The 19188-nt window shown below is 51.6% G+C and carries 22 protein-coding genes and 1 pseudogene; 11 read left to right on the forward strand and 12 right to left on the reverse strand.

The genetic code is table 11. From position 1 onward, the window contains the following. Nucleotides 1–121: 121 nt before the first annotated feature. Nucleotides 122–1327: a purine nucleoside transporter PunC gene (gene punC / locus ACU8YC_RS01250; RefSeq protein ID WP_151219113.1), complete on the reverse strand. Its 1206-nt coding sequence runs from the start codon at nt 1325–1327 to the stop codon at nt 122–124. 113 nt (nt 1328–1440) lie between these two features. Between punC and punR the strand changes: the two genes are divergently transcribed. After that, a complete protein-coding gene (punR, locus tag ACU8YC_RS01255) occupies nt 1441–2373 on the forward strand; it encodes a DNA-binding transcriptional activator PunR (RefSeq protein ID WP_151219081.1) in 933 nt (310 codons plus the stop codon). Here punR and purR read toward each other — a convergent pair. Beyond that, on the reverse strand, nt 2370–3395 hold the full coding sequence (gene purR, locus ACU8YC_RS01260; protein ID WP_151219082.1) for an HTH-type transcriptional repressor PurR: 1026 nt from the start codon (nt 3393–3395) through the stop codon (nt 2370–2372). The two genes, punR and purR, sit on opposite strands and share 4 nt — an antisense overlap. Nucleotides 3396–3692: 297 nt before the next feature. On the opposite strand from purR, the gene cydH reads away from it, so the two are divergent. Continuing rightward, the gene (cydH, locus tag ACU8YC_RS01265) at nt 3693–3782 is read left to right on the forward strand and encodes a cytochrome bd-I accessory subunit CydH (protein ID WP_003029209.1); all 90 of its coding nucleotides are present in this window, start codon (nt 3693–3695) and stop codon (nt 3780–3782) included. 175 nt (nt 3783–3957) lie between these two features. Further along, nucleotides 3958–5127: an MFS transporter gene (locus ACU8YC_RS01270; RefSeq protein ID WP_151219084.1), complete on the forward strand. Its 1170-nt coding sequence runs from the start codon at nt 3958–3960 to the stop codon at nt 5125–5127. Nucleotides 5128–5166: 39 nt separating this feature from the next. Here the strand turns inward: ACU8YC_RS01270 and sodB are convergent, their stop codons facing one another. Further along, a complete protein-coding gene (gene sodB, locus ACU8YC_RS01275; RefSeq protein ID WP_151219085.1) occupies nt 5167–5748 on the reverse strand; it encodes a superoxide dismutase [Fe] in 582 nt (193 codons plus the stop codon). Nucleotides 5749–5875: 127 nt separating this feature from the next. After that, entirely contained in the window at nt 5876–6706 is an 831-nt protein-coding gene (locus tag ACU8YC_RS01280; protein WP_187252502.1) for a C40 family peptidase, read from the reverse strand. Nucleotides 6707–7040: 334 nt separating this feature from the next. Between ACU8YC_RS01280 and grxD the strand changes: the two genes are divergently transcribed. After that, a complete protein-coding gene (grxD, locus tag ACU8YC_RS01285; RefSeq protein WP_003832760.1) occupies nt 7041–7388 on the forward strand; it encodes a monothiol glutaredoxin 4 in 348 nt (115 codons plus the stop codon). 53 nt (nt 7389–7441) lie between these two features. Here the strand turns inward: grxD and rnt are convergent, their stop codons facing one another. The 4 genes from rnt to ACU8YC_RS01305 all read right to left on the reverse strand — a co-directional run bounded on the left by rnt (nt 7442) and on the right by ACU8YC_RS01305 (nt 10441). Beyond that, nucleotides 7442–8089, reverse strand: coding sequence for a ribonuclease T (gene rnt, locus ACU8YC_RS01290; protein WP_003029200.1), 648 nt, complete (start codon nt 8087–8089; stop codon nt 7442–7444). Between the two features lie 95 nt (nt 8090–8184). Further along, nucleotides 8185–8592: a lactoylglutathione lyase gene (gloA, locus tag ACU8YC_RS01295; protein ID WP_003029198.1), complete on the reverse strand. Its 408-nt coding sequence runs from the start codon at nt 8590–8592 to the stop codon at nt 8185–8187. 97 nt (nt 8593–8689) lie between these two features. After that, nucleotides 8690–9787, reverse strand: a complete 1098-nt coding sequence (gene nemA / locus ACU8YC_RS01300; RefSeq protein WP_151219086.1) for an alkene reductase — start codon at nt 9785–9787, stop codon at nt 8690–8692. Nucleotides 9788–9841: 54 nt separating this feature from the next. Continuing rightward, on the reverse strand, nt 9842–10441 hold the full coding sequence (locus tag ACU8YC_RS01305; RefSeq protein WP_151219087.1) for a TetR/AcrR family transcriptional regulator: 600 nt from the start codon (nt 10439–10441) through the stop codon (nt 9842–9844). 101 nt (nt 10442–10542) lie between these two features. Between ACU8YC_RS01305 and ACU8YC_RS01310 the strand changes: the two genes are divergently transcribed. The 3 genes from ACU8YC_RS01310 to sodC all read left to right on the forward strand — a co-directional run bounded on the left by ACU8YC_RS01310 (nt 10543) and on the right by sodC (nt 12334). Further along, nucleotides 10543–10782 carry a DUF1289 domain-containing protein gene (locus tag ACU8YC_RS01310; RefSeq protein WP_151219088.1) on the forward strand — a complete coding sequence of 80 codons (240 nt, stop codon included), beginning with the start codon at nt 10543–10545 and terminating at the stop codon, nt 10780–10782. Nucleotides 10783–10831: 49 nt separating this feature from the next. Next, on the forward strand, nt 10832–11728 hold the full coding sequence (locus ACU8YC_RS01315; protein ID WP_151219089.1) for an aldo/keto reductase: 897 nt from the start codon (nt 10832–10834) through the stop codon (nt 11726–11728). Nucleotides 11729–11809: 81 nt separating this feature from the next. Then, nucleotides 11810–12334, forward strand: a complete 525-nt coding sequence (sodC, locus tag ACU8YC_RS01320; protein WP_151219090.1) for a superoxide dismutase [Cu-Zn] SodC — start codon at nt 11810–11812, stop codon at nt 12332–12334. Here sodC and ACU8YC_RS01325 read toward each other — a convergent pair. From ACU8YC_RS01325 to ACU8YC_RS01335, 3 genes and pseudogenes are all read right to left on the reverse strand, one after another. Next, nucleotides 12310–14350 (reverse strand): annotated as a pseudogene (locus ACU8YC_RS01325) (FUSC family protein). The gene sodC and the pseudogene ACU8YC_RS01325 overlap by 25 nt on opposite strands. After that, the gene (locus ACU8YC_RS01330) at nt 14347–15210 is read right to left on the reverse strand and encodes an efflux RND transporter periplasmic adaptor subunit (RefSeq protein WP_210905035.1); all 864 of its coding nucleotides are present in this window, start codon (nt 15208–15210) and stop codon (nt 14347–14349) included. The pseudogene ACU8YC_RS01325 and the gene ACU8YC_RS01330 overlap by 4 nt, the downstream one beginning before the upstream one ends. 2 nt (nt 15211–15212) lie before the next feature. Continuing rightward, on the reverse strand, nt 15213–15449 hold the full coding sequence (locus ACU8YC_RS01335) for a DUF1656 domain-containing protein (RefSeq protein WP_103770040.1): 237 nt from the start codon (nt 15447–15449) through the stop codon (nt 15213–15215). Nucleotides 15450–15641: 192 nt separating this feature from the next. On the opposite strand from ACU8YC_RS01335, the gene slyA reads away from it, so the two are divergent. Next, nucleotides 15642–16082 carry a transcriptional regulator SlyA gene (gene slyA, locus ACU8YC_RS01340; RefSeq protein ID WP_151219093.1) on the forward strand — a complete coding sequence of 147 codons (441 nt, stop codon included), beginning with the start codon at nt 15642–15644 and terminating at the stop codon, nt 16080–16082. 46 nt (nt 16083–16128) lie between these two features. Here slyA and slyB read toward each other — a convergent pair whose 3' ends face one another. Beyond that, entirely contained in the window at nt 16129–16596 is a 468-nt protein-coding gene (gene slyB / locus ACU8YC_RS01345; protein ID WP_151219094.1) for an outer membrane lipoprotein SlyB, read from the reverse strand. A gap of 274 nt (nt 16597–16870) precedes the next feature. Between slyB and anmK the strand changes: the two genes are divergently transcribed. The 3 genes from anmK to pdxH all read left to right on the forward strand — a co-directional run bounded on the left by anmK (nt 16871) and on the right by pdxH (nt 19124). After that, nucleotides 16871–17992 (forward strand): anhydro-N-acetylmuramic acid kinase, encoded by a 1122-nt coding sequence (gene anmK, locus ACU8YC_RS01350; protein ID WP_151219095.1) that lies wholly within the window; start codon nt 16871–16873, stop codon nt 17990–17992. A gap of 87 nt (nt 17993–18079) precedes the next feature. After that, the gene (gene mliC, locus ACU8YC_RS01355) at nt 18080–18409 is read left to right on the forward strand and encodes a C-type lysozyme inhibitor (RefSeq protein ID WP_151219096.1); all 330 of its coding nucleotides are present in this window, start codon (nt 18080–18082) and stop codon (nt 18407–18409) included. Between the two features lie 58 nt (nt 18410–18467). Continuing rightward, nucleotides 18468–19124 (forward strand): pyridoxamine 5'-phosphate oxidase, encoded by a 657-nt coding sequence (gene pdxH, locus ACU8YC_RS01360; RefSeq protein WP_087878779.1) that lies wholly within the window; start codon nt 18468–18470, stop codon nt 19122–19124. Nucleotides 19125–19188: the final 64 nt, after the last annotated feature.

Consider the following 19188-nt stretch of genomic DNA (forward strand, 5'->3'; position numbering starts at 1 on the left):
TTGTTCCCGTTACCGCATAAAAATTATCGTTTTTTTAAAAACCGGAAATCAGTATAGGCCTGAATTTTTTATGATTCAACATATAATTGTTAGCGGGCTAATTAATAGCCCGCGGTAATTATTAGTGAGACTCTCCGTGGACAATTTGCACACGGTCGTCTGTTTGAGGGGTGCCAGCTTTCTGTGATTGCATTTTGTACCCTACGGCCGCCAGTAGCACCGTAGTCAGCATCACGCTGGTAGTGGTGAGCAGCGGGGTGGCGATCAGCCAGGAAACCACAAGGCTTGCCAGGAAGCATAAACCCAACTGCAACGTATTCTGCAATGCGGCTGCTCGTCCGGTCGCCTGCGGGAACGGGCGTAATGCCTGAGCGACAACGATAGGGTAGATGGCACCGTTGGCAATCGCCATCACGCAGAATGGGATCAGGATTTCAGCGAGCGCAACATGGTGAATAAAGCCGGTAGCCCAGGTGGCAACGACACTAATCGCATACAGGATGAGTAACCATGGCAGCAGTTGACGACCTTGCCATTTTTGTAACGCAGCGCGACAGCCGTAACCGCCGACTAAGAAGGCGATGGTTTGCGGTACATAGCTCAGGCCAATCACTGCCGGGCTGTAGCCCATTTCGCTGAGGATGAACGGGGAGCCCGTCAGCCATGCGAAGAAGCTCGCGGAACAGGCGGCATAAATCAGTACGTTCCCGCGATAGGTTTTCGAGCGTAGCAGGGTGGCGAATGTCAGTTTATCCTGGCTGTCGTCGCGCGCTTTAGCCGTTGGTTTTAAGCGCAGGGCAGGAAGCATCAGAATTAGGGTTATGGCAAACAGGGTGGCGAAAATGGCCTGCCAGGAAAAATGTACAAGGATCCAACTGCCTAACAACGGCGCCAATGCCGGAGATAATCCGACCAGCGGCATAATGGTGGCAAAGATGCGATTTACTTTTTGTGACGGATAATAATCAGTGACCAGCGCCTGCCAGATTACCGATGCCGCACAGACACCAACGGCTTGAACAAAACGCAGCGCCAGCAGGCCTGTGGCGTTTTCAACCCACAGCATGCCCAGACTACCCAGAGCAAAGATAGATAAACCCAGCAACAAAATAGGTTTGCGGCCGTAGTGGTCGGAAAGTGGCCCCCACAGAAGCTGTGCCACGGCAAAACCGGCTAAGAACAAGCTAAGGCTGGCGCTGACGGCTGATGCAGGCGTTTGCAGATCGGACTGAATTGCGGCGAAGGCGGGCAGATACATATCCGTTGCCAGAAAGCCGAGCACGCTAAGACCCGCCAGCCAGACTAAAAACCCTTTCCCAGGTTGCATCATCATTTCTCTTTTTTTAGCAGTAGAACAATGCCGCTGAGTGTAGTGAGTGTAATTCTTGCTGTGAAACGCTAATATTTGCTTACTGATTTCAAATTTTTTGCAGGCAGAATATGTGGTCGGAATATTCACTTGAAGTGGTTGATGCGGTTGCGCGTAATGGCAGCTTTAGTTCGGCCGCGCAGGAGTTGCACCGTGTACCCTCAGCGGTAAGCTACACCGTACGTCAGCTGGAAGAGTGGCTGGCGGTGCCGCTTTTTGAGCGACGTCATCGGGATGTGGAGTTGACGCCTGCCGGTGCGTGGTTTCTCAAAGAAGGCCGCTCTGTTATCAAAAAAATGCAGATCACCCGCCAGCAATGTCAGCAAATTGCCAACGGCTGGCGCGGACAGCTGGCGATTGCGGTAGATAACATTGTTCGCCCGGATCGCACCCGACAGATGATCGTGGATTTCTATCGTCATTTTGATGATGTGGAACTGTTGGTTTTTCAGGAAGTGTTTAACGGCGTCTGGGATGCGCTGTCCGATGGTCGCGTTGAGCTGGCAATTGGCGCCACGCAGGCGATTCCGGTGGGGGGACGCTATACCTTTCGCGACATGGGAATGCTGAGCTGGAGTTGCGTGGTGGCCAGCCATCATCCGTTGGCGTCAATGCCTGGGCCGCTTAGCGACGACACGTTGCGCAACTGGCCGTCGCTGGTGCGTGAAGATACTTCCCGTACGCTGCCAAAACGCATTACCTGGCTGCTGGATAACCAAAAACGTGTCGTGGTGCCTGACTGGGAATCTTCCGCTACCTGCTTATCCGCAGGGTTGTGTGTTGGCATGGTACCGACGCATTTTGCCAAACCGTGGATCGATAGCGGCAAGTGGGTCGCGCTACAGCTGGAAAATCCATTTCCTGATGCCGCATGCTGTCTGACATGGCAACAGAACGATACGTCACCTGCATTGAGCTGGCTGTTGGACTATTTAGGGGATAGCGAAACGCTGAACAAAGAGTGGCTGCGGGAGCCAGATGAGGCTCCCGCACAACGGTCTTAACGACGGTAATCGCGGAACGGGCCGTCGGCAACGGAGCGACGCTCTACCAGACGCGGATGCACCTCGATAGATTGCGACTCTTCGCGTTTATTCACGATACGGTCTAACAGCATATTGAAGGCCGTTTCACCGAGCGAATCTTTAGGCTGGTGAATGGTCGTCAGAGCCGGCGTGAAGAAACGGGCGTTGCGCACGTTGTCGTAGCCGATAAGCGAGATATCCTGCGGTACCCGCAGTCCCATCTCATCAGCGGCGCACAGCGCACCCATCGCCATGATATCGCCACCACAGAAGACGGCGGTCGGACGATGCGGCTGTGACAGAATTTGCTGCATGGCGCGATAGCCGGATTCAGGCTCAAAATCCCCCTGGACAATCCAGTTGTCCGGTACTTTTATCAGCGCTTCTTCCATCGCTTTCATAAAGCCAGCCAGACGCCCGGCTCCGGTGTTACGTTCCATTGGGCCTGGGATCACGCCAATCTCACGATGACCGCGTTCGACCAGATACCGACCCGCCATGTAACCACCTTCGAAGGCATTATCAATGACGGTATCGGTAAAGTCGGCTTTGGCCTCGCCCCAGTCCATGACGACCATCGGGATATGGCGGTATTCTTCGAGCATCGAAAGCAGCGACTCCGGATACTCAGAGCACATCACCAGCAGACCATCAACGCGCTTTTGCGCCATCATCGACAGATAAGCCTGCTGTTTTTCAAGGCTGTTCCATGCGTTACCCAGAATCAGGGTATAGCCTTTCTGGAAACAGTTTTTCTCAACGGCTTCGATAATTTCAGCGAAATAGGCCGCTTCACTGCTGGTGGCCAGCAAGCCAATAGACTTGGTGTGATTCACCTTCAGGCTGCGCGCAACTGCGCTCGGAGAATAGTGCAGCTCTTTGATTGCCGCCCAGACAGCATTACGCGTTTCTTCCGCGACAAAGCGCGTCTTGTTAATCACGTGTGATACGGTTGTAGTGGAAACGTTTGCTCGCTTCGCTACATCTTTAATTGTTGCCATTACATCTCACTCCAGACCATATCCTAAGCTCCTGAGAATACTCCAGGTAAACGTTTGCCTTCACACACCCTTAGCGCAACGTAAGGGTTGCGGCACGCCGGGAAAACGACACGGAACGTCAGGAAGGGGTCAATGGCCGGTACGCTAATCAAGTAAGCGTGGAATTTTGTCTGATCTTAACGAAAAGGGGAAGAGTTAAAAGCAGTTATCAATATAAATCGTGAGAGATTTTTGCTTTCAAGTGTGTAAAAATGCGCAATATCACTTTTTGTGTGGGAATAAAAAGGAGAAAACTTGATGAGCACCGATCTGAAATTTTCGTTAGTGACTACCATTATTGTTCTGGGTTTGATCGTCGCGGGTGGCCTGACCGCAGCGCTGCATTAATTTCCTCGAGGGAGTTAGCTCTCCCTCACTCTTTCCGCTCGTCTATCTCTTCTATTGTTTGCGAATAAGCAAAAGTCTTTTGCAATTTTGTTAACTTTATTAATTTTGCGATCAATGTCATGCTTTTGACTCTTATTTTATGTCGCGCCACGGCTCGACGTTACGGAGTCGCAATATGAAACTCAATTATCCTTTACTGGCGCTGGCGATCGGAGCGTTTGGCATTGGCACCACCGAATTTTCGCCAATGGGATTATTGCCCGTCATAGCCAAAGGAGTGGATGTTTCGATTCCGGCCGCCGGCATGTTAATCAGCGCGTATGCGGTTGGCGTGATGGTGGGGGCTCCGCTGATGACATTATTATTGTCTCATCGTGCGCGACGTAATGCGTTGATTTTCCTGATGGCGATTTTCACGTTGGGTAATGTCCTCTCGGCGATTTCACCGGATTACTCCACGCTGATGTTATCACGCATTTTGACCAGTCTTAATCACGGGGCATTTTTCGGCCTTGGCTCTGTGGTTGCTGCAAGTGTGGTGCCCAAACATAAACAGGCCAGTGCCGTGGCAACCATGTTTATGGGGTTAACCATTGCCAATATTGGCGGCGTTCCGGCGGCGACCTGGCTTGGTGAAAGCATCGGCTGGCGCATGTCGTTCATGGCAACGGCAGGGCTCGGCGTTATCGCCATGGTCAGTCTGTTCTTCTCATTACCCAAAGGCGGGGCGGGAGAGCGTCCGGATGTCCGCAGCGAACTGGCGGTACTTATGCGTCCTCAGGTGCTGTCGGCTCTGCTGACGACCGTTCTGGGAGCAGGGGCGATGTTCACGCTTTATACCTACATCTCACCGGTGCTGCACACTATCACTCATGCCACACCAGCATTTGTGACCGGTATGCTGGTGCTGATTGGCGTGGGCTTCTCAATCGGTAACTATTTTGGCGGCAAGCTGGCTGACCGTTCAGTCAATGGTACGTTGAAAGGCTTTTTACTGCTGTTAATGGTTATTATGCTGGCCATTCCTTTCCTTGCGCGTAATGAGCCTGGCGCGGCGGTCAGTATGGTGGTCTGGGGTGCGGCGACATTTGCAGTGGTTCCACCGTTGCAGATGCGAGTGATGCGTGTTGCCAGCGAAGCGCCGGGTTTATCATCGTCAGTCAATATTGGCGCATTTAACCTGGGGAATGCACTGGGGGCCGCAGCCGGTGGGGCGGTGATATCCGGTGGACTGGGTTACAGTTTTGTGCCTGTGATGGGGGCGATTGTGGCAGGGCTTGCGCTGCTGCTGGTGTTCATTTCCGCAAGAAGACAGCCTGAAGAGGCTTGCACTACCGCGAATTAATGCAAAAACGCAGAAGGAAGCCCTTCTGCGTTATCTTTTTTATGCTGCGAAGTTCTTCGCAACAAACTCCCAATTCACCAGCGCCCAGAAATGTTCCAGGTAGCCAGGACGAGCATTGCGATAGTCGATGTAGTAGGCGTGTTCCCATACGTCAACGGTCATCAGTGGCGTCGCGTCGGTGGTCAGCGGCGTACCCGCGTTGGAGGTTGAAACGATAGCCAGTTTGCCATCCGTTCCTTTAACCAGCCAGGTCCAGCCAGAACCGAAGTTTTTGATAGCGGCATCGGTGAACTGTGCTTTGAAATCTGCAAAGCTGCCAAAGGAGGCTGCAATGGCTTCGGCCAGTTTACCAGTCGGTTCGCCACCTGCGTTCGGTGCCAGGCAGTTCCAGTAGAAAGTGTGGTTCCAGACCTGGGCTGCGTTATTGAATACACCACCTTCAGAGCTACGAACGATCTCTTCCAGTGATTTACCTTCAAACGCCGTGCCTTTGATCAGGTTATTCAGGTTAGTAACGTAAGTCTGGTGATGTTTGCCATAGTGGTATTCCAGCGTTTCAGCAGAAATGTGCGGGACCAGAGCATCTTTGGCATACGGTAATGCAGGTAATTCGAACGACATTGCTTCTCTCCTTATTATTTATATTGAGTACACACAATAGCCTCATTGTGAGTAAGGATAGGGTAGCAAATTGAAAGGTTATGCAAAAGAAGAACTTACCCTACAGCATGTTCTGTAGGGTAAGTTTTTAGCGAATTGTTTTTGGCGTCATTACCCGGCGAGCGCCCACATAGTGGCGCTGCCAGTAATCTTCGCTCAGCGAGGTGATTTGAATTTCCCGGCCGCTGCGCGGGGACTGAATAAATTTTCCGTTGCCGACATACACACCAACGTGATCGGCTGTTCCGCGACCCTGAGTACGGAAAAAGACCAGATCGCCATTTTTCAGTTCGCCACGTTCAATCGGCGCGGCATCACGTAGATGGTACATTTCGTTCGCAGTACGGGGAATGCGGAATTTCACCAGATCTTTATAGGCATAATAGACCAGACCGCTGCAGTCAAACCCGGTTCTTGGCGATGTACCGCCCCAGCGATAAGGCTTGCCTATTTGATTCATCAGCGTGGACATGGCGGTTTTAGTGGCTTTCTGCACTTTGACCTTGTGTGCGTCAGCGAGCGTAGTCGGAGCCGTAGTTTTCACTTTTACACAGCGTGGCTTATGGCCTTTACGCGGCGTGCATTTTTCAGTCCAGGTCACGGCAGCGGTTTGTGCTGCGGCAGTTTTGCCTCGACGGTTTGCAGTTTTAGTCGACTTTGCCGGAGTGGCAGTGCGATTTTTAGAAGAGGAAGCGGTTTTGGTGCTGGTTTTACTGGAGGTCTTTGTCGCCGTTTTCTTGTTGGTCTTTGTTGTTTTTTGGCTGGTTGTTGCGCTTTTCTTTTTATCTACCGTTTTGATGGGGTGGGATTGGGTAGTTGTCGTCCTGGCCTGCTTGGAAGCATGAGCCATAGGCGTAAAGGGCAGTGTAGTAAAAAGTAAAGCACAGAGCGTGATCGAGATTCGGTTTATCCGCGCCACTGAGCAGTCCTCTGGTAAGGCAGGTCTATAGTGCCTGCGTGTGATTTTCAAAACTTGATGATTCTAATCTATAGAAAGAGGGAAAGTTAATAGCTTTTTTTGTTTAAAACTGTGTTTCGTAACCGACCGCAAAAAAAAACAGCAATTAACGTGGGAACAGGTGAAAGGACAATCAAATCCACAGGCTTCAAGGGGATAAATGAGATTATGAATGCAACTTTTAGCGTCAGGGGATAAAATAATAAGGCGTAATGAAAATGTTATTTTCCGTTGCCTGTCTGACCCGTTACAATGTCAGACTACTGCCGTAAAAGAAGTTTAAGGAAGCAAGATAATGAGCACCACTATCGAAAAAATCCAGCGCCAGATCGCTGAAAACCCGATTCTCCTGTACATGAAAGGTTCCCCTAAACTGCCAAGCTGCGGTTTCTCCGCTCAGGCTGTGCAGGCGTTGTCTGCCTGTGGTGAACGTTTTGCTTACGTTGATATTCTGCAGAACCCGGATATTCGCGCCGAGCTGCCGAAATACGCAAACTGGCCGACCTTTCCGCAGCTGTGGGTTGATGGTGAGCTGGTTGGCGGCTGTGACATTTTGATCGAAATGTACCAGCGCGGTGAGTTACAGCAGCTGATTAAAGAAACAGCGGCGAAATACAAAACCGAAGAACCAGACGCTGAGTAATTTTAGCGGAAATAAAAAAGCGACCTGTGATGGTCGCTTTTTTTATCGATCCGTTATGCCTCTTCAGGCACGGGAAGAGGCCAACCGCCGAGGCGTTTCCAGCGGTTAACGATTTCGCAAAACAGTACGGCTGTCCGTTCGGTATCATACAGCGCCGAGTGCGCCTGATTCCCGTCAAACTCCATTCCAGCCGCCAGACATGCTTTTGACAACACCGTTTGCCCCAATGACAGACCGCTTAATGCCGCAGTATCAAAAGTGACAAATGGATGAAATGGATTTCGTTTGAGAGAGGCGCGCTCTGCTGCGGCCATCATGAAACTGTGATCGAAGGTAGCGTTATGCGCCACCATGATAGCCCGATTGCAGCCGCTGTCTTTAATCCCTTTGCGTACCATTTTGAAGATGGCATGCAGTGCGTCATATTCGCTGACCGCACCACGTAGCGGATTGTTAGGGTCAATACCGTTAAAGGCGAGGGCTTCCGGCTGTAAATTCGCGCCTTCAAATGGCTCTACGTGGAAATGTAACGTCGTGTCCGGCATCAGCCAGCCTTGTTCATCCATTTTCAGTGTGATGGCGGCGATCTCAAGCAGCGCATCGGTTTTGGCATTGAACCCTGCGGTTTCGACATCAATGACGACAGGATAAAAACCACGAAAACGGTCACACAGACCGGAAAGTTGAGCGTTATCGGACATCTGGGTCTCTTAATACGGGAAAATTGCAGCACGTATTATGGCAAAATGATGAGTATAAAACTACGGGCACAGACGATCTGCGCCCGAGGGGGAAGTTAGTCGCCCAGACCGCGCCCGGCGTCTTTCTCTTCGATCAGCTCAATTTTGTAACCGTCCGGATCTTCAACGAACGCGATCACTGTTGTGCCGCCTTTTACCGGACCCGCTTCACGCGTTACGTTGCCGCCATTCTGACGAATACGTTCACAGGCTTCGGCCGCATTGTCTACACTCAGGGCGATATGGCCGTAGGCTGTGCCCAGCTCATACTTATCGACACCCCAGTTATAGGTCAGTTCGATCACCGCTTCACTGGTTTCCGGGCCGTAGCCGACAAAGGCCAGAGAGTACTTATATTCAGGGTTCTCGCTGGTACGCAGCAGCTTCATGCCCAGCACGTTGGTGTAAAACTCGATGGAACGCTGCAGGTCACCCACGCGCAGCATGGTATGAAGTAAACGCATCTTTTTCCCCTTCGAAAATGGCTAATACATTCAAAATGTTGTTTTAGTATAGCGGCGTTGTTACACCGCTATCAATGGCAGAACTGAGTTTGTGACGTTAGAGGGTAGGATAATCGGTGTAACCTTCAGCGCCGCCGCCGTAGAAGCTTTCGGCACGCTGTGGATTCAGCTCCGCTTTACGCTGCAGACGCGCGACCAGATCCGGGTTAGCGATATAAGCGCGACCAAAAGCAACGGCGTCGATCAGACCTTTTTCGATCAGCGATTCTGCTTTTTCTGGTGTGTAGGCGCCCGCGCCAATGATCGGACCGTGAAAACGCGCGCGAACTTTTTCGCGAAACGCATCGGAATACGGCTCGCCACCGGCCCAGTCAGGTTCCGACATATGCAGGTAAGCGATGCCGCGTTTGCCCAGTTGTTCAATCAGATAAAGCGCATCGGCTTCTTCGTTCGGACCGTTGTCAACGTTCTGGAAAGAGCCAATCGGGGAGATGCGAATACCAATGCGATCGGCACCCCATTCTTTAATACCTGCATCGACAACGTCCAGTACCAGACGCGCACGATTTTCGACGCTACCACCGTATTGATCGGTACGCTGGTTAGACGTTGGTGACAGGAACTGGTGCAGCAGGTAGCCGTGAGCGGAGTGCAGTTCTACCATGTCGAAACCTGCTTCGCGTGCGTTGGCTATAGCCTGACGGAAGTCATTTACAATGCCTGGAATCTCTTCGGTTTCCAGAGCGCGCGGCATGGAGGTATCGACGCGTGTTGCCAGGCCGTTTTCATCACGCAGTGAGGTGCGGGTACCGGCGATAATTGCAGAAGGTGCAACCGGTGCCTGTCCATTTGGCTGCAGACTGGCGTGAGAAATGCGCCCGGTGTGCCACAACTGAACGGCAATATGACCTTGCTCAGCGTGTACAGCCGCAGTGATTTTTTTCCAGGCGGCGATTTGTGCTTCGCTGTGTAAGCCGGGGGCTCCAGCATACCCTTTTGCCTGAGCGGAAATCTGCGTGGCTTCGCTGATAATAAGGCCTGCGCTGGCGCGTTGACGGTAATACTCGACCATCAGTGGAGTAGGGATGTCGCCAGGCTCGATGCTGCGCAGACGCGTCAGTGGCGCCATGAATACGCGGTTAGCTGCCGTAATGGCACCTACTTTCAGTGGGGAAAACAGTTTTTCAGATGACATGTGGCACTCCTGAATAGACCGGTCGTCTAGTAATAAAGTAAATAAAAACGCCTGTTAAACGGCAGGCGTTGTGATGATGTTTTTAACGTGCGCCAGCGCATTTTCCAGCGGGGTGGCGCTACGAGAAATCTTAGCCTGCAGGTTGGCACCAAGCCAGAGTGCATACAGAACCTGCGCTTGCTGTAACGGCTCGCCAACAAAGGACAGACATTGGTTGGCCCGACCTTTCTCCAGCGCCTGCGCTAACAGCGCAATAATGTGTCGCGCGCCTTTATCCATCGCTGTGCGCATATCTTCTGACAGATCGCATACTTCAGCAGAAAGTTTTACAGTTAAACAGCCGCTAATAATCCCGTGCTGGCTAAATTGGTTCAGGGTTTCCTGATAGTAGGCCAGTATTCGGTCGCGGTAATTCCCCGCCCCTGTATCAAAATGCATAGCCAGTCGCTGATGATAGGCCGCATAGTGGCGTTCCAGCATCGCGACACCGAATGCTTCTTTAGAGCGAAAATAGTGATAAAACGAACCCTTAGGAACTTCAGCAGTTTTCAGTAGTTCGCTTAAACCCATGCCGGTGAAGCCGCGCTGCATACACAGCTGTTCGCCAGTCGCCAGCAGATGTTCGCGTGTATCGTATTCAGTGACTTTGTTCATGAGATGGAGTGTAATAGACCAGTCGGTCTAATGCAATAGCCCTTGCGAGAAATTCAGTTAACGTCTTCAATAAGTATATCAATTTTACTAAAGGAGGGGATGTGGCGGAACAGCTGGAGTTTTTCCCCGTCCAGAGCCCATGCCGTGGAATATGTCAGTCTGACGAGCGCGGCTTTTGCCGTGGCTGTTTTCGTAGTCGGGATGAGCGTTTTAACTGGCAGAAGATGAGCGATGCCGAAAAGCAGGAAGTGCTGCGGCTTTGTCGTCAGCGTCTGATGCGTAAATTACGCGCAAACAAACCCAATCCTTCGGAAGAACCGCAACAACCTTCACTCTTTTAAAAGTGTAATTGCGTATACTCGATGCACATTCACTCATAAGGAAGCTGCTATGGTTCAGCGTATTACTATTGCGCCACAAGGTCCTGAATTTTCTCGCTTTGTGATGGGGTATTGGCGCCTGATGGACTGGAATATGTCCGCGCGCCAGTTAGTCAGCTTTATTGAAGAGCATCTGGATCTGGGGGTTACCACCGTCGATCACGCCGATATTTACGGTGGATACCAGTGTGAGGCGGCGTTTGGCGAGGCAATGAAGCTGGCCCCGCATCTGCGTGAAAAAATGCAGATTGTGACTAAATGTGGGATCGCGACGACAGCACGCGCGGAAAATGTGCTGGGCCATTACATTACCGATAGTGCGCATATTATTGCCAGTGCGGAACAGTCGTTGAAATTACTGGCGACCGATCATATTGACCTGCTGCTGATCCACCGTCCTGACCCGCTTATGGATGCAGACGACGTAGCAGACGCTTTTAAAAAATTACACCATAGCGGCAAAGTACGTCACTTTGGCGTTTCTAATTTCACTCCCGCACAGTTTTCACTGCTGCAATCGCGTCTACCGTTTACGCTGGCAACCAACCAGGTTGAGATCTCTCCGGTACATCAGCCGCTCCTGCTGGATGGTACTTTAGATCAACTGCAGCAACTGCGTATTCGTCCAATGGCCTGGTCCTGCCTTGGTGGCGGTCGCTTGTTTAATGACGATGCGTTCCAGCCATTACGCAATGAGCTAGCCGCAATCGCAGAAGAGTTAAACGCGCAGTCTATTGAGCAGGTGGTGTACGCCTGGATTTTACGCCTGCCGTCCCAGCCGCTGCCAATTATTGGCTCAGGTAAGATAGAACGTGTCCGCGCCGCCATTGAGTCTGAGTCACTGGACATGTCTCGCCAGCAGTGGTTCCGTATTCGTAAAGCCGCCCTGGGTTACGACGTACCTTAATCGCGTTTTCAGCGCTTTACCGTTCAAATTAGCGTCACTGGTTTACACTTATCAATCAGACACCCTTTGGACGGAGTTCTTATGAAGCGTTTGAGTTTGGCCATTATCACATTACTCGCCTGTGCAAGTGCACAGGCTGCCAGTGAAGAAAAGGTGACGATGAATCTGGTAACGTCGCAAGGCGTCGGCCAGGCGATTGGTACGGTCACTATTGCTGAAACCGCGAAAGGACTGGAGTTTACGCCCGATCTTAGAGCGCTGCCGCCAGGTGAACATGGCTTCCATGTGCATGCGAATGGCAGCTGTCAACCGGCTATTAAGGAAGGAAAAGCTTCAGCCGCAGAATCGGCCGGAGGCCATTATGATCCACACAAAACTGGCAAACACGAAGGGCCGGAAGGCGCAGGTCACATGGGCGACCTGCCGCTGTTACTGGTAAATAACGACGGGAACGCCACAACACCAGTTTTTGCACCGCGGCTGAAAACGCTCGACGAGGTGAAAGGTAAGGCGCTGATGATCCATGTGGGCGGCGATAATATGTCCGATCAACCGAAACCGCTGGGCGGTGGCGGAGCGCGCTACGCTTGTGGCGTTATTAAATAATCAACTGCTTAGTGTACCCGGCGGCGGCGCTTGTTCGAGTTGCGAAAGCGAACAGTGTAGCCGCCAGACAAGCGCAGACAGTTCCTGCGCGGCAGGTTGATGATGGTGGGCAAGCGTATCGCAGATGCGCTGTAACTGATTTAGCGTGGCATTCAGCGGTCGTTGCTGGACGCCACGTTCACTCATCACGTCACGGAGCAGTAAGATACATACGTCCCTGACGCGAGCGAGTGGATCTGAACGCGCCTCCCATGTGCGAAGCTGCCACACCACGTGTGAGCAGTTCAACAAAACTACTCCCCAACGCAATAACCAGCGTCTCGCCAGCGCGTCCTGACTGTTGCTAAGCTGGCTGACGTGGTGATAGGTCAGCGACTCAAATTCGTTTTCACTGAGTGAGGGACGTCGACTCAGCTGATCGACAAAATACCTACGCAGGGCACGAATATGACGCCGACTTTTCCGCGCATCTGAACCTGGACGCAGAATAGCGAAGGCCAGCCAGGACAGCGCCACGCCGATGATTTTCGCCATATTGTCATTCAGGAAATCAGCGAAATCATAAACCGGCGGATTGGTTACCGCGATAAACGATCCCATAAACACGATCAGCTGTCCCCACAGGCCCGCCAGCGCAGGCATTTGTAGCTTCAGGAGTTGCATGGTGGCGAGAAGCGGGAAGAGAAAAAGAATGAATTGCCAGAGATCGGAAATTTGCACCATCAGGCCAAACTTAACCACGAAGCTAAACAGCGACAGCAGAACCAGCGTGCGCATCAGCAGCGAAAGTGACTTGAATGGTGTAGCGACGGTAGAATACAGAACGCTGCTGATGGCTGCGAGCGTGAGCGCGCCAGATCCTGATTCCCATTGTGCGCCAATGCTCCATGCGCCGATAAGCATCAACGTGCAGAATGTACGCAACCCGCTCCAGATGGCTTCCGCATTATCAGTGTGGCGCGCAAGACCTGGCGTACGGTCAACATTAATCTGTTCCGCAGTGACCCCATTTTCAAGTAAATGCAGGTAATGGCTACTGCGCAGGTAAATTCGGCAAAAATAGCGTAACCGTTGCCAGAAAGCGACGTGTCGGTAGTCGCGCGCATCGGTTGGGCGAAGAGGGGCAATAATACGCGCAACGGTGTAGCTGTCGGTATTGGATTTGACCAGCGCGCTGAGCAACTGCTCGATGACCTCCCGGGTATTGACCGGGGGATTAGGCCAGTTCAGCAACATCCTGCGCAGACTGGAAATCACGCTGGTCATACGCAACTGCTGGTGCAACAGCGAATTGAGCAACGCATTTTGACGGCGAAAGCGGTAGTGGCTCCAGAACGCCTGTATACGCAGCAGGTTCATGGTCAGGATCTGCCCGATGACACTTTCATGAGCCGTACGAATGGCGTCCGTTGTCTCCGGTTGCCAGAGTAAGCTGGCATGTTCCAGTAAACGAGAATGCATGTTTTTCAGCGCGGTAAGTAACGTGGTGCCATCGGAGGTGCTGGGCAGGATCATCATCATCATCCCACCGCACAGGATACCCACGATAACCTCGCACACGCGGGCCTGCGCGATATTCCACAACTGCGTAATCTCAATGGTATTAACCATGGGAAACGCAATGATTGCCGCGGTGTAGCCCGCCAATTGAAAGGCGTAAGCGACGTTATTGGTAAAATGGGCACAGGCCCAGGTACAAAAACCAATCCACAGCGACATGCAGAGCAAAAACAACCACGGCTCATTGAGAGCATGTCCGGCAATAATTAAGGCGGCGGTGGCACCAAGCAAGCTACCCGCAACGCGACCGAGGCTTTTACTGATAACCCCACCAACAGTAGGAAAGCTGACCACCGCCGCCGAGGTCATCGCCCAGTAGGGTTCATCCAGATTCAGGTAATAGGCGAACGTTAACGCCAGACACATCGCAATGGTGTTTCGCAGTGCATAGCGCCACTGCGCCGCCGTGGCTTTAAACCACGGCAAATTGCCAGGTGTCAGATGGGGCAGTTTCATTTACGCTGACCGATAGACACGCTGCAGGTCGTACCTGAAACCAGCGTGATACCCTGCACTGGCTCGTCGAATTCGATGCGCACCGGAACACGTTGCGCCAGGCGCACCCACGGCACGTTAGGTTTAATATCGGGGATCAGGCCGGAGTCACTTTCCACACTTTGGTCGTAGATGGCACGACCAATACTGGATACGTGACCCTGTAACTTTATATTGCCACTGTAGAGGGTGATCAGCGCAGGCGCACCTTCGCGAATATGGCGCAATTTGGTTTCTTCAAAATACCCCATTACATAAAAAGATTGACTGTCGACAAGGGCAAACAGGGGTTTACCGGTTGAGGCGTAGTCTCCGGTACGGATTGAAAGGTTGGTGACCCAGCCTGCCACGGGGGCTTTGACCACCGTTTGTGTCAGTTGCCACTGTGCCTGGCGCAGACTGGCCTCTGCTGCTTTAACGCTCGCCTGCATGGCTTTCACGTTGAGGTTGGCGGTATCCAGGTCTTCGGCAGAGATATAATTTTGCGATAAGTGACGGCGGCGGTTGGCCTCGTTATTGGCTTTTGCCAGATCGGACTGTGCTTTAGCCAACTGGGCTTGTGCATTCAGTTCAGCAATGTGAAATGGCGTCTTGTCGATAACAAACAGGACATCGCCTTCATTCACAAACTGGTTATCTTTTATGTTGAGTTCGCTGATACTGCCCGAAACCTGCGGCGTGATGCTGACCTGCTCAGCGCGCACTTTGCCGTCACGGGTCCAGGGCGATTGCATATAGTAATTCCACATCCACCATCCTGCGAAAACTGCGATTGCAGCGACTATAATCGTGGAGAAGTATTTAACGGTTTTAAGCGACATAATCACCACACAATCAGCATGACAAAGGCCAGACATACGCATAGCGTAAAGAGGGACAGATCCATTAACAGGGGATGCCAGATTTCGCCGGAATAAATCCAGTCGCGAAGCAGGCGATGAACAACCAGCCAGAGAAGGAATCCTGCTACAAATGCCTTGAAAACAGGCGGGAAGTAGACAGATGCGCCGATCATTAAATCTTGTAGGGGCAATCCTGTTGCATTAAACATAAACTTCACGGGCAAAATCCTTGGCGGAAGAGAGCATCGCTATAGGTTTAGCAAAAAAGAGACAACGAGTCTCTGTAACGCATAATGTCTGAAAAAATGTCTGCCGGTAAGCAAATTTGGCAATACATTTGTTTTGGCAATACAAATGCTGCACACTATTCTAAAATCAGCACAATAACTTAGCAAGCTAATTATAAGGAGATGAAATTGGAATCGCCATTAGGTTCTGATCTGGCACGGTTGGTGCGCATTTGGCGTGCTCTGATTGACCATCGCCTGAAACCTCTGGAGTTGACGCAGACCCATTGGGTTACGCTGCACAACATTCATCAATTGCCGCCCGATCAATCGCAGATTCAGTTGGCGAAAGCGATTGGCATCGAACAGCCTTCGCTGGTACGTACGCTTGACCAACTGGAAGAAAAGGGACTCATTTCACGCCAGACTTGCGCCAGCGATCGCCGGGCAAAGAGAATTAGACTGACAGAAAAAGCAGAGCCGCTGATCGCGGATATGGAAGCGGTTATCAACAAAACACGTGGAGAAATTTTGGAAGGGATTTCAGCTGAGGAAATTGATCTGCTGATTAAACTGGTCGCCAGACTGGAACATAATATTATTGAGCTACAGTCACAAGGCTGATACAGAAGATAGCGTGTGGCCAGAGTCTGACCACACGTAAATTCGATTAGCGTGGAGACACGGTAACCTGGCTGCCGTTGTTTGCCATAACAACGCGTTGACCGGCTGAAAACTTGGTCGCACCCTGTTTCTGAACCACCATAATGGTATTACCGTCGTCCTTACGGATTTCCAGTTCCACACCCTGGGTTTTATTCATCGCACCTTGTACGCTTTGACCCGCTACGCCGCCGGCAACGGCGCCTGCAGCCGTCGCTAATGAACGACCCGTACCGCCGCCAACGGTGTTACCGAGGAACCCGCCGAGTACCGCACCGCCAATAGCGCCAATCACGTTTGCGTCATCACCACCCTGGATTTGCACCGGACGAACATGAACAATCGTACCGTAGGTCACGTTCTGAACTTGTTTCGCTTCGGATGCGGTATATACGTCGCCCGAAAGGCTATCATTGTTAACGCAGCCCGCTAAAGATACGCCCATTAATGAAACAATCAGCACACGTTTAATCATTTACAAATCTCCTTTGTCGCCACGAAATGCTCAATAAGCACCCTTCATGACTAAATTATATGGCATTTGTGAACCCAAGTTCACATGTTCTACTGGAACAATATGAAAATCTTAACTGAAATCGGATATACCGAGTATAAACGAATCATTCATATAATTGATGTAATAAAGCATCCATTGTAATGATTAGCCATCAAAAATCATTAAGGAAGCATGGCATTACTCGGCACTTTATGGTTGAGTGTCAAGGCTAATTTGCTTAAAAGGATGACATATGAAATCGGGCCGTTTTATCGGTGTAATGTCTGGAACCAGCCTTGATGGCGTCGATGTTGTGCTGGCGACAATAGATGAAACGATGGTTGCGCAACAGGCGAGTCTGAGCTGGCCTATTCCTGGTCATGTAAAACAAGCGATTCTGGATATCTGTCAGGGTCAGCAGCTTACGCTTTCTCAGTTTGGGCAACTGGATGCACAGCTCGGTTATCTGTTTGCTGAGGCGGTGAATGCCCTGCTGGCGCAGGAAAAGATGAAACCGCAGGACATTGTTGCGATCGGTTGTCATGGGCAAACCGTGTGGCATGAACCGACAGGCCCCGCGCCGCACACGCTGCAAATTGGCGACAATAATCAGATTGTGGCACGCACAGGGATAACCGTAGTAGGCGATTTTCGCCGCCGCGATATCGCCCTCGGCGGGCAGGGGGCACCGTTGGTTCCGGCTTTTCATCAGGCGCTGCTGGCTCATCCAACGGAGCGGCGGATGGTGCTAAACATCGGCGGAATTGCCAATTTGTCTCTGCTTATTCCCCAGCAACCCGTTCGCGGCTACGATACCGGACCTGGCAATATGCTGATGGATGCCTGGATCTGGCGGCAATGTGGTCAACCCTACGACAAAGATGCGCAGTGGGCCAGTTCAGGAACGGTGATCCTGCCTTTACTGCAAAATATGCTTAGCGATCCTTATTTTTCTGCGCCTTCACCCAAAAGCACCGGTCGTGAGTATTTCAATTATGGCTGGATAGAACGTCATCTGTCGCAGTTCCCGGGTATAAGTCCGCGGGATGTACAGGCGACGCTTGCCGAACTGACCGCGGTGACTATTTCAGAGCAGGTCTTGCTCAGCGGCGGCTGTGAACGACTCATGGTCTGTGGGGGAGGAAGCCGTAATCCGCTGTTGATGATGCGTCTGGCGGCATTATTGCCGGGTACAGAGGTCACCTCAACCGATGAAGCCGGGATTAGCGGCGACGATATGGAAGCGTTAGCCTTTGCCTGGCTGGCGTGGCGAACGCTGGCAGGGTTACCGGGAAATCTGCCTTCAGTCACCGGCGCATCAGAGCCGAGCGTTTTAGGGGCGATTTATCCAGCTAACCCACGAACTCAGAGTTAACTGAAATTATTCAGCGCCATATGCCGGTAAACTAGGAATAATAGGGAGGGTGCCATTACCCTCCAGGACCAGGAAAGTCTTCAGGATATGGCTATGAAAAAACTGTTGTTAGTGTGTCTGCCGGTATTGCTTAGCGGGTGTAGTGTGTACAACCAATTTGTCGAGCGTATGCAAACGGATACGCTGGAATATCGTTGTGACGAAAAACCGCTTACCGTGAAGTTGAACAATACCCGTCAGATGGCAAGCTTTGTATATGATAATCAGCTACTGAACCTCAAACAGGGCGTGTCGGCATCAGGTGCGCGCTATACCGATGGTATCTACGTCTTCTGGTCTAAAGGCAACGAGGCAACGGTCTATAAACGAGACAGAATTGTGCTAAATAACTGTCAGTTACAGAACCCGAAGCGTTGAGATTTTCACCTGGGCGGCGCACAATAGCGTCACCCACTGACAATCCGTAGCCAACATCATGTCTGATAACGACGAATTGCAGCAAATAGCGCATCTGCGCCGTGAATACACGAAAGGCGGTCTTCGCCGCCGCGATCTTCCCGCCGACCCCCTTGCACTGTTTGAGCGCTGGCTGGGGCAAGCCTGTGATGCCAAACTCGCCGATCCCACCGCGATGGTCGTTGCGACCGTCGATGAAAATGGTCAGCCGTATCAGCGTATCGTGTTGCTCAAACATTATGATGATAAAGGGCTGGTGTTCTATACCAACCTCGGTAGCCGTAAGGCGCATCAGATCGAGAAAAACCCACGCATTAGCCTCTTGTTCCCCTGGCACACGCTGGAACGGCAGGTGATGGTTATCGGTAAGGCTGAGCGTCTTTCCACACTCGAAGTGGTCAAATACTTCCACAGTCGCCCACGCGACAGCCAGATTGGCGCCTGGGTATCTAAACAATCCAGTCGGATCTCCGCTCGCGGTATTCTCGAAAGCAAATTCCTCGAACTGAAACAGAAGTTTCAGCAAGGGGAAGTGCCTCTGCCCAGTTTCTGGGGCGGCTTTCGTGTGAGTATTGAACAAATGGAGTTCTGGCAGGGTGGTGAAAACCGCTTACACGATCGTTTTTTATACCAACGCGAAGATAACGCGTGGAAAATTGATCGCCTGGCTCCCTAAAGATGCAAATTTCTTGTTTTAAGCGCTGGTGCTGAACAATCCGGCGCTTTATTCTATGTTTCTT

This window comes from Citrobacter sp. VF227, assembly GCF_052950715.1.

Bases quoted from the DNA above. Each gene is read 5' to 3' on its own strand.
- sodB (WP_151219085.1), bottom strand. From the start codon at position 5,748: ATGTCGTTCGAATTACCTGCATTACCGTATGCCAAAGATGCTCTGGTC.
- slyA (WP_151219093.1), top strand. From the start codon at position 15,642: ATGAAATTGGAATCGCCATTAGGTTCTGATCTGGCACGGTTGGTGCGC.
- gloA (WP_003029198.1), bottom strand. From the start codon at position 8,592: ATGCGTTTACTTCATACCATGCTGCGCGTGGGTGACCTGCAGCGTTCC.
- anmK (WP_151219095.1), top strand. From the start codon at position 16,871: ATGAAATCGGGCCGTTTTATCGGTGTAATGTCTGGAACCAGCCTTGAT.
- purR (WP_151219082.1), bottom strand. From the start codon at position 3,395: ATGGCAACAATTAAAGATGTAGCGAAGCGAGCAAACGTTTCCACTACA.
- sodC (WP_151219090.1), top strand. From the start codon at position 11,810: ATGAAGCGTTTGAGTTTGGCCATTATCACATTACTCGCCTGTGCAAGT.
- rnt (WP_003029200.1), bottom strand. From the start codon at position 8,089: ATGTCCGATAACGCTCAACTTTCCGGTCTGTGTGACCGTTTTCGTGGT.
- ACU8YC_RS01330 (WP_210905035.1), bottom strand. From the start codon at position 15,210: ATGTCGCTTAAAACCGTTAAATACTTCTCCACGATTATAGTCGCTGCA.
- punC (WP_151219113.1), bottom strand. From the start codon at position 1,327: ATGCAACCTGGGAAAGGGTTTTTAGTCTGGCTGGCGGGTCTTAGCGTG.
- grxD (WP_003832760.1), top strand. From the start codon at position 7,041: ATGAGCACCACTATCGAAAAAATCCAGCGCCAGATCGCTGAAAACCCG.
- pdxH (WP_087878779.1), top strand. From the start codon at position 18,468: ATGTCTGATAACGACGAATTGCAGCAAATAGCGCATCTGCGCCGTGAA.
- ACU8YC_RS01305 (WP_151219087.1), bottom strand. From the start codon at position 10,441: ATGAACAAAGTCACTGAATACGATACACGCGAACATCTGCTGGCGACT.
- ACU8YC_RS01270 (WP_151219084.1), top strand. From the start codon at position 3,958: ATGAAACTCAATTATCCTTTACTGGCGCTGGCGATCGGAGCGTTTGGC.
- ACU8YC_RS01315 (WP_151219089.1), top strand. From the start codon at position 10,832: ATGGTTCAGCGTATTACTATTGCGCCACAAGGTCCTGAATTTTCTCGC.
- punR (WP_151219081.1), top strand. From the start codon at position 1,441: ATGTGGTCGGAATATTCACTTGAAGTGGTTGATGCGGTTGCGCGTAAT.
- slyB (WP_151219094.1), bottom strand. From the start codon at position 16,596: ATGATTAAACGTGTGCTGATTGTTTCATTAATGGGCGTATCTTTAGCG.
- mliC (WP_151219096.1), top strand. From the start codon at position 18,080: ATGGCTATGAAAAAACTGTTGTTAGTGTGTCTGCCGGTATTGCTTAGC.
- cydH (WP_003029209.1), top strand. From the start codon at position 3,693: ATGAGCACCGATCTGAAATTTTCGTTAGTGACTACCATTATTGTTCTG.
- nemA (WP_151219086.1), bottom strand. From the start codon at position 9,787: ATGTCATCTGAAAAACTGTTTTCCCCACTGAAAGTAGGTGCCATTACG.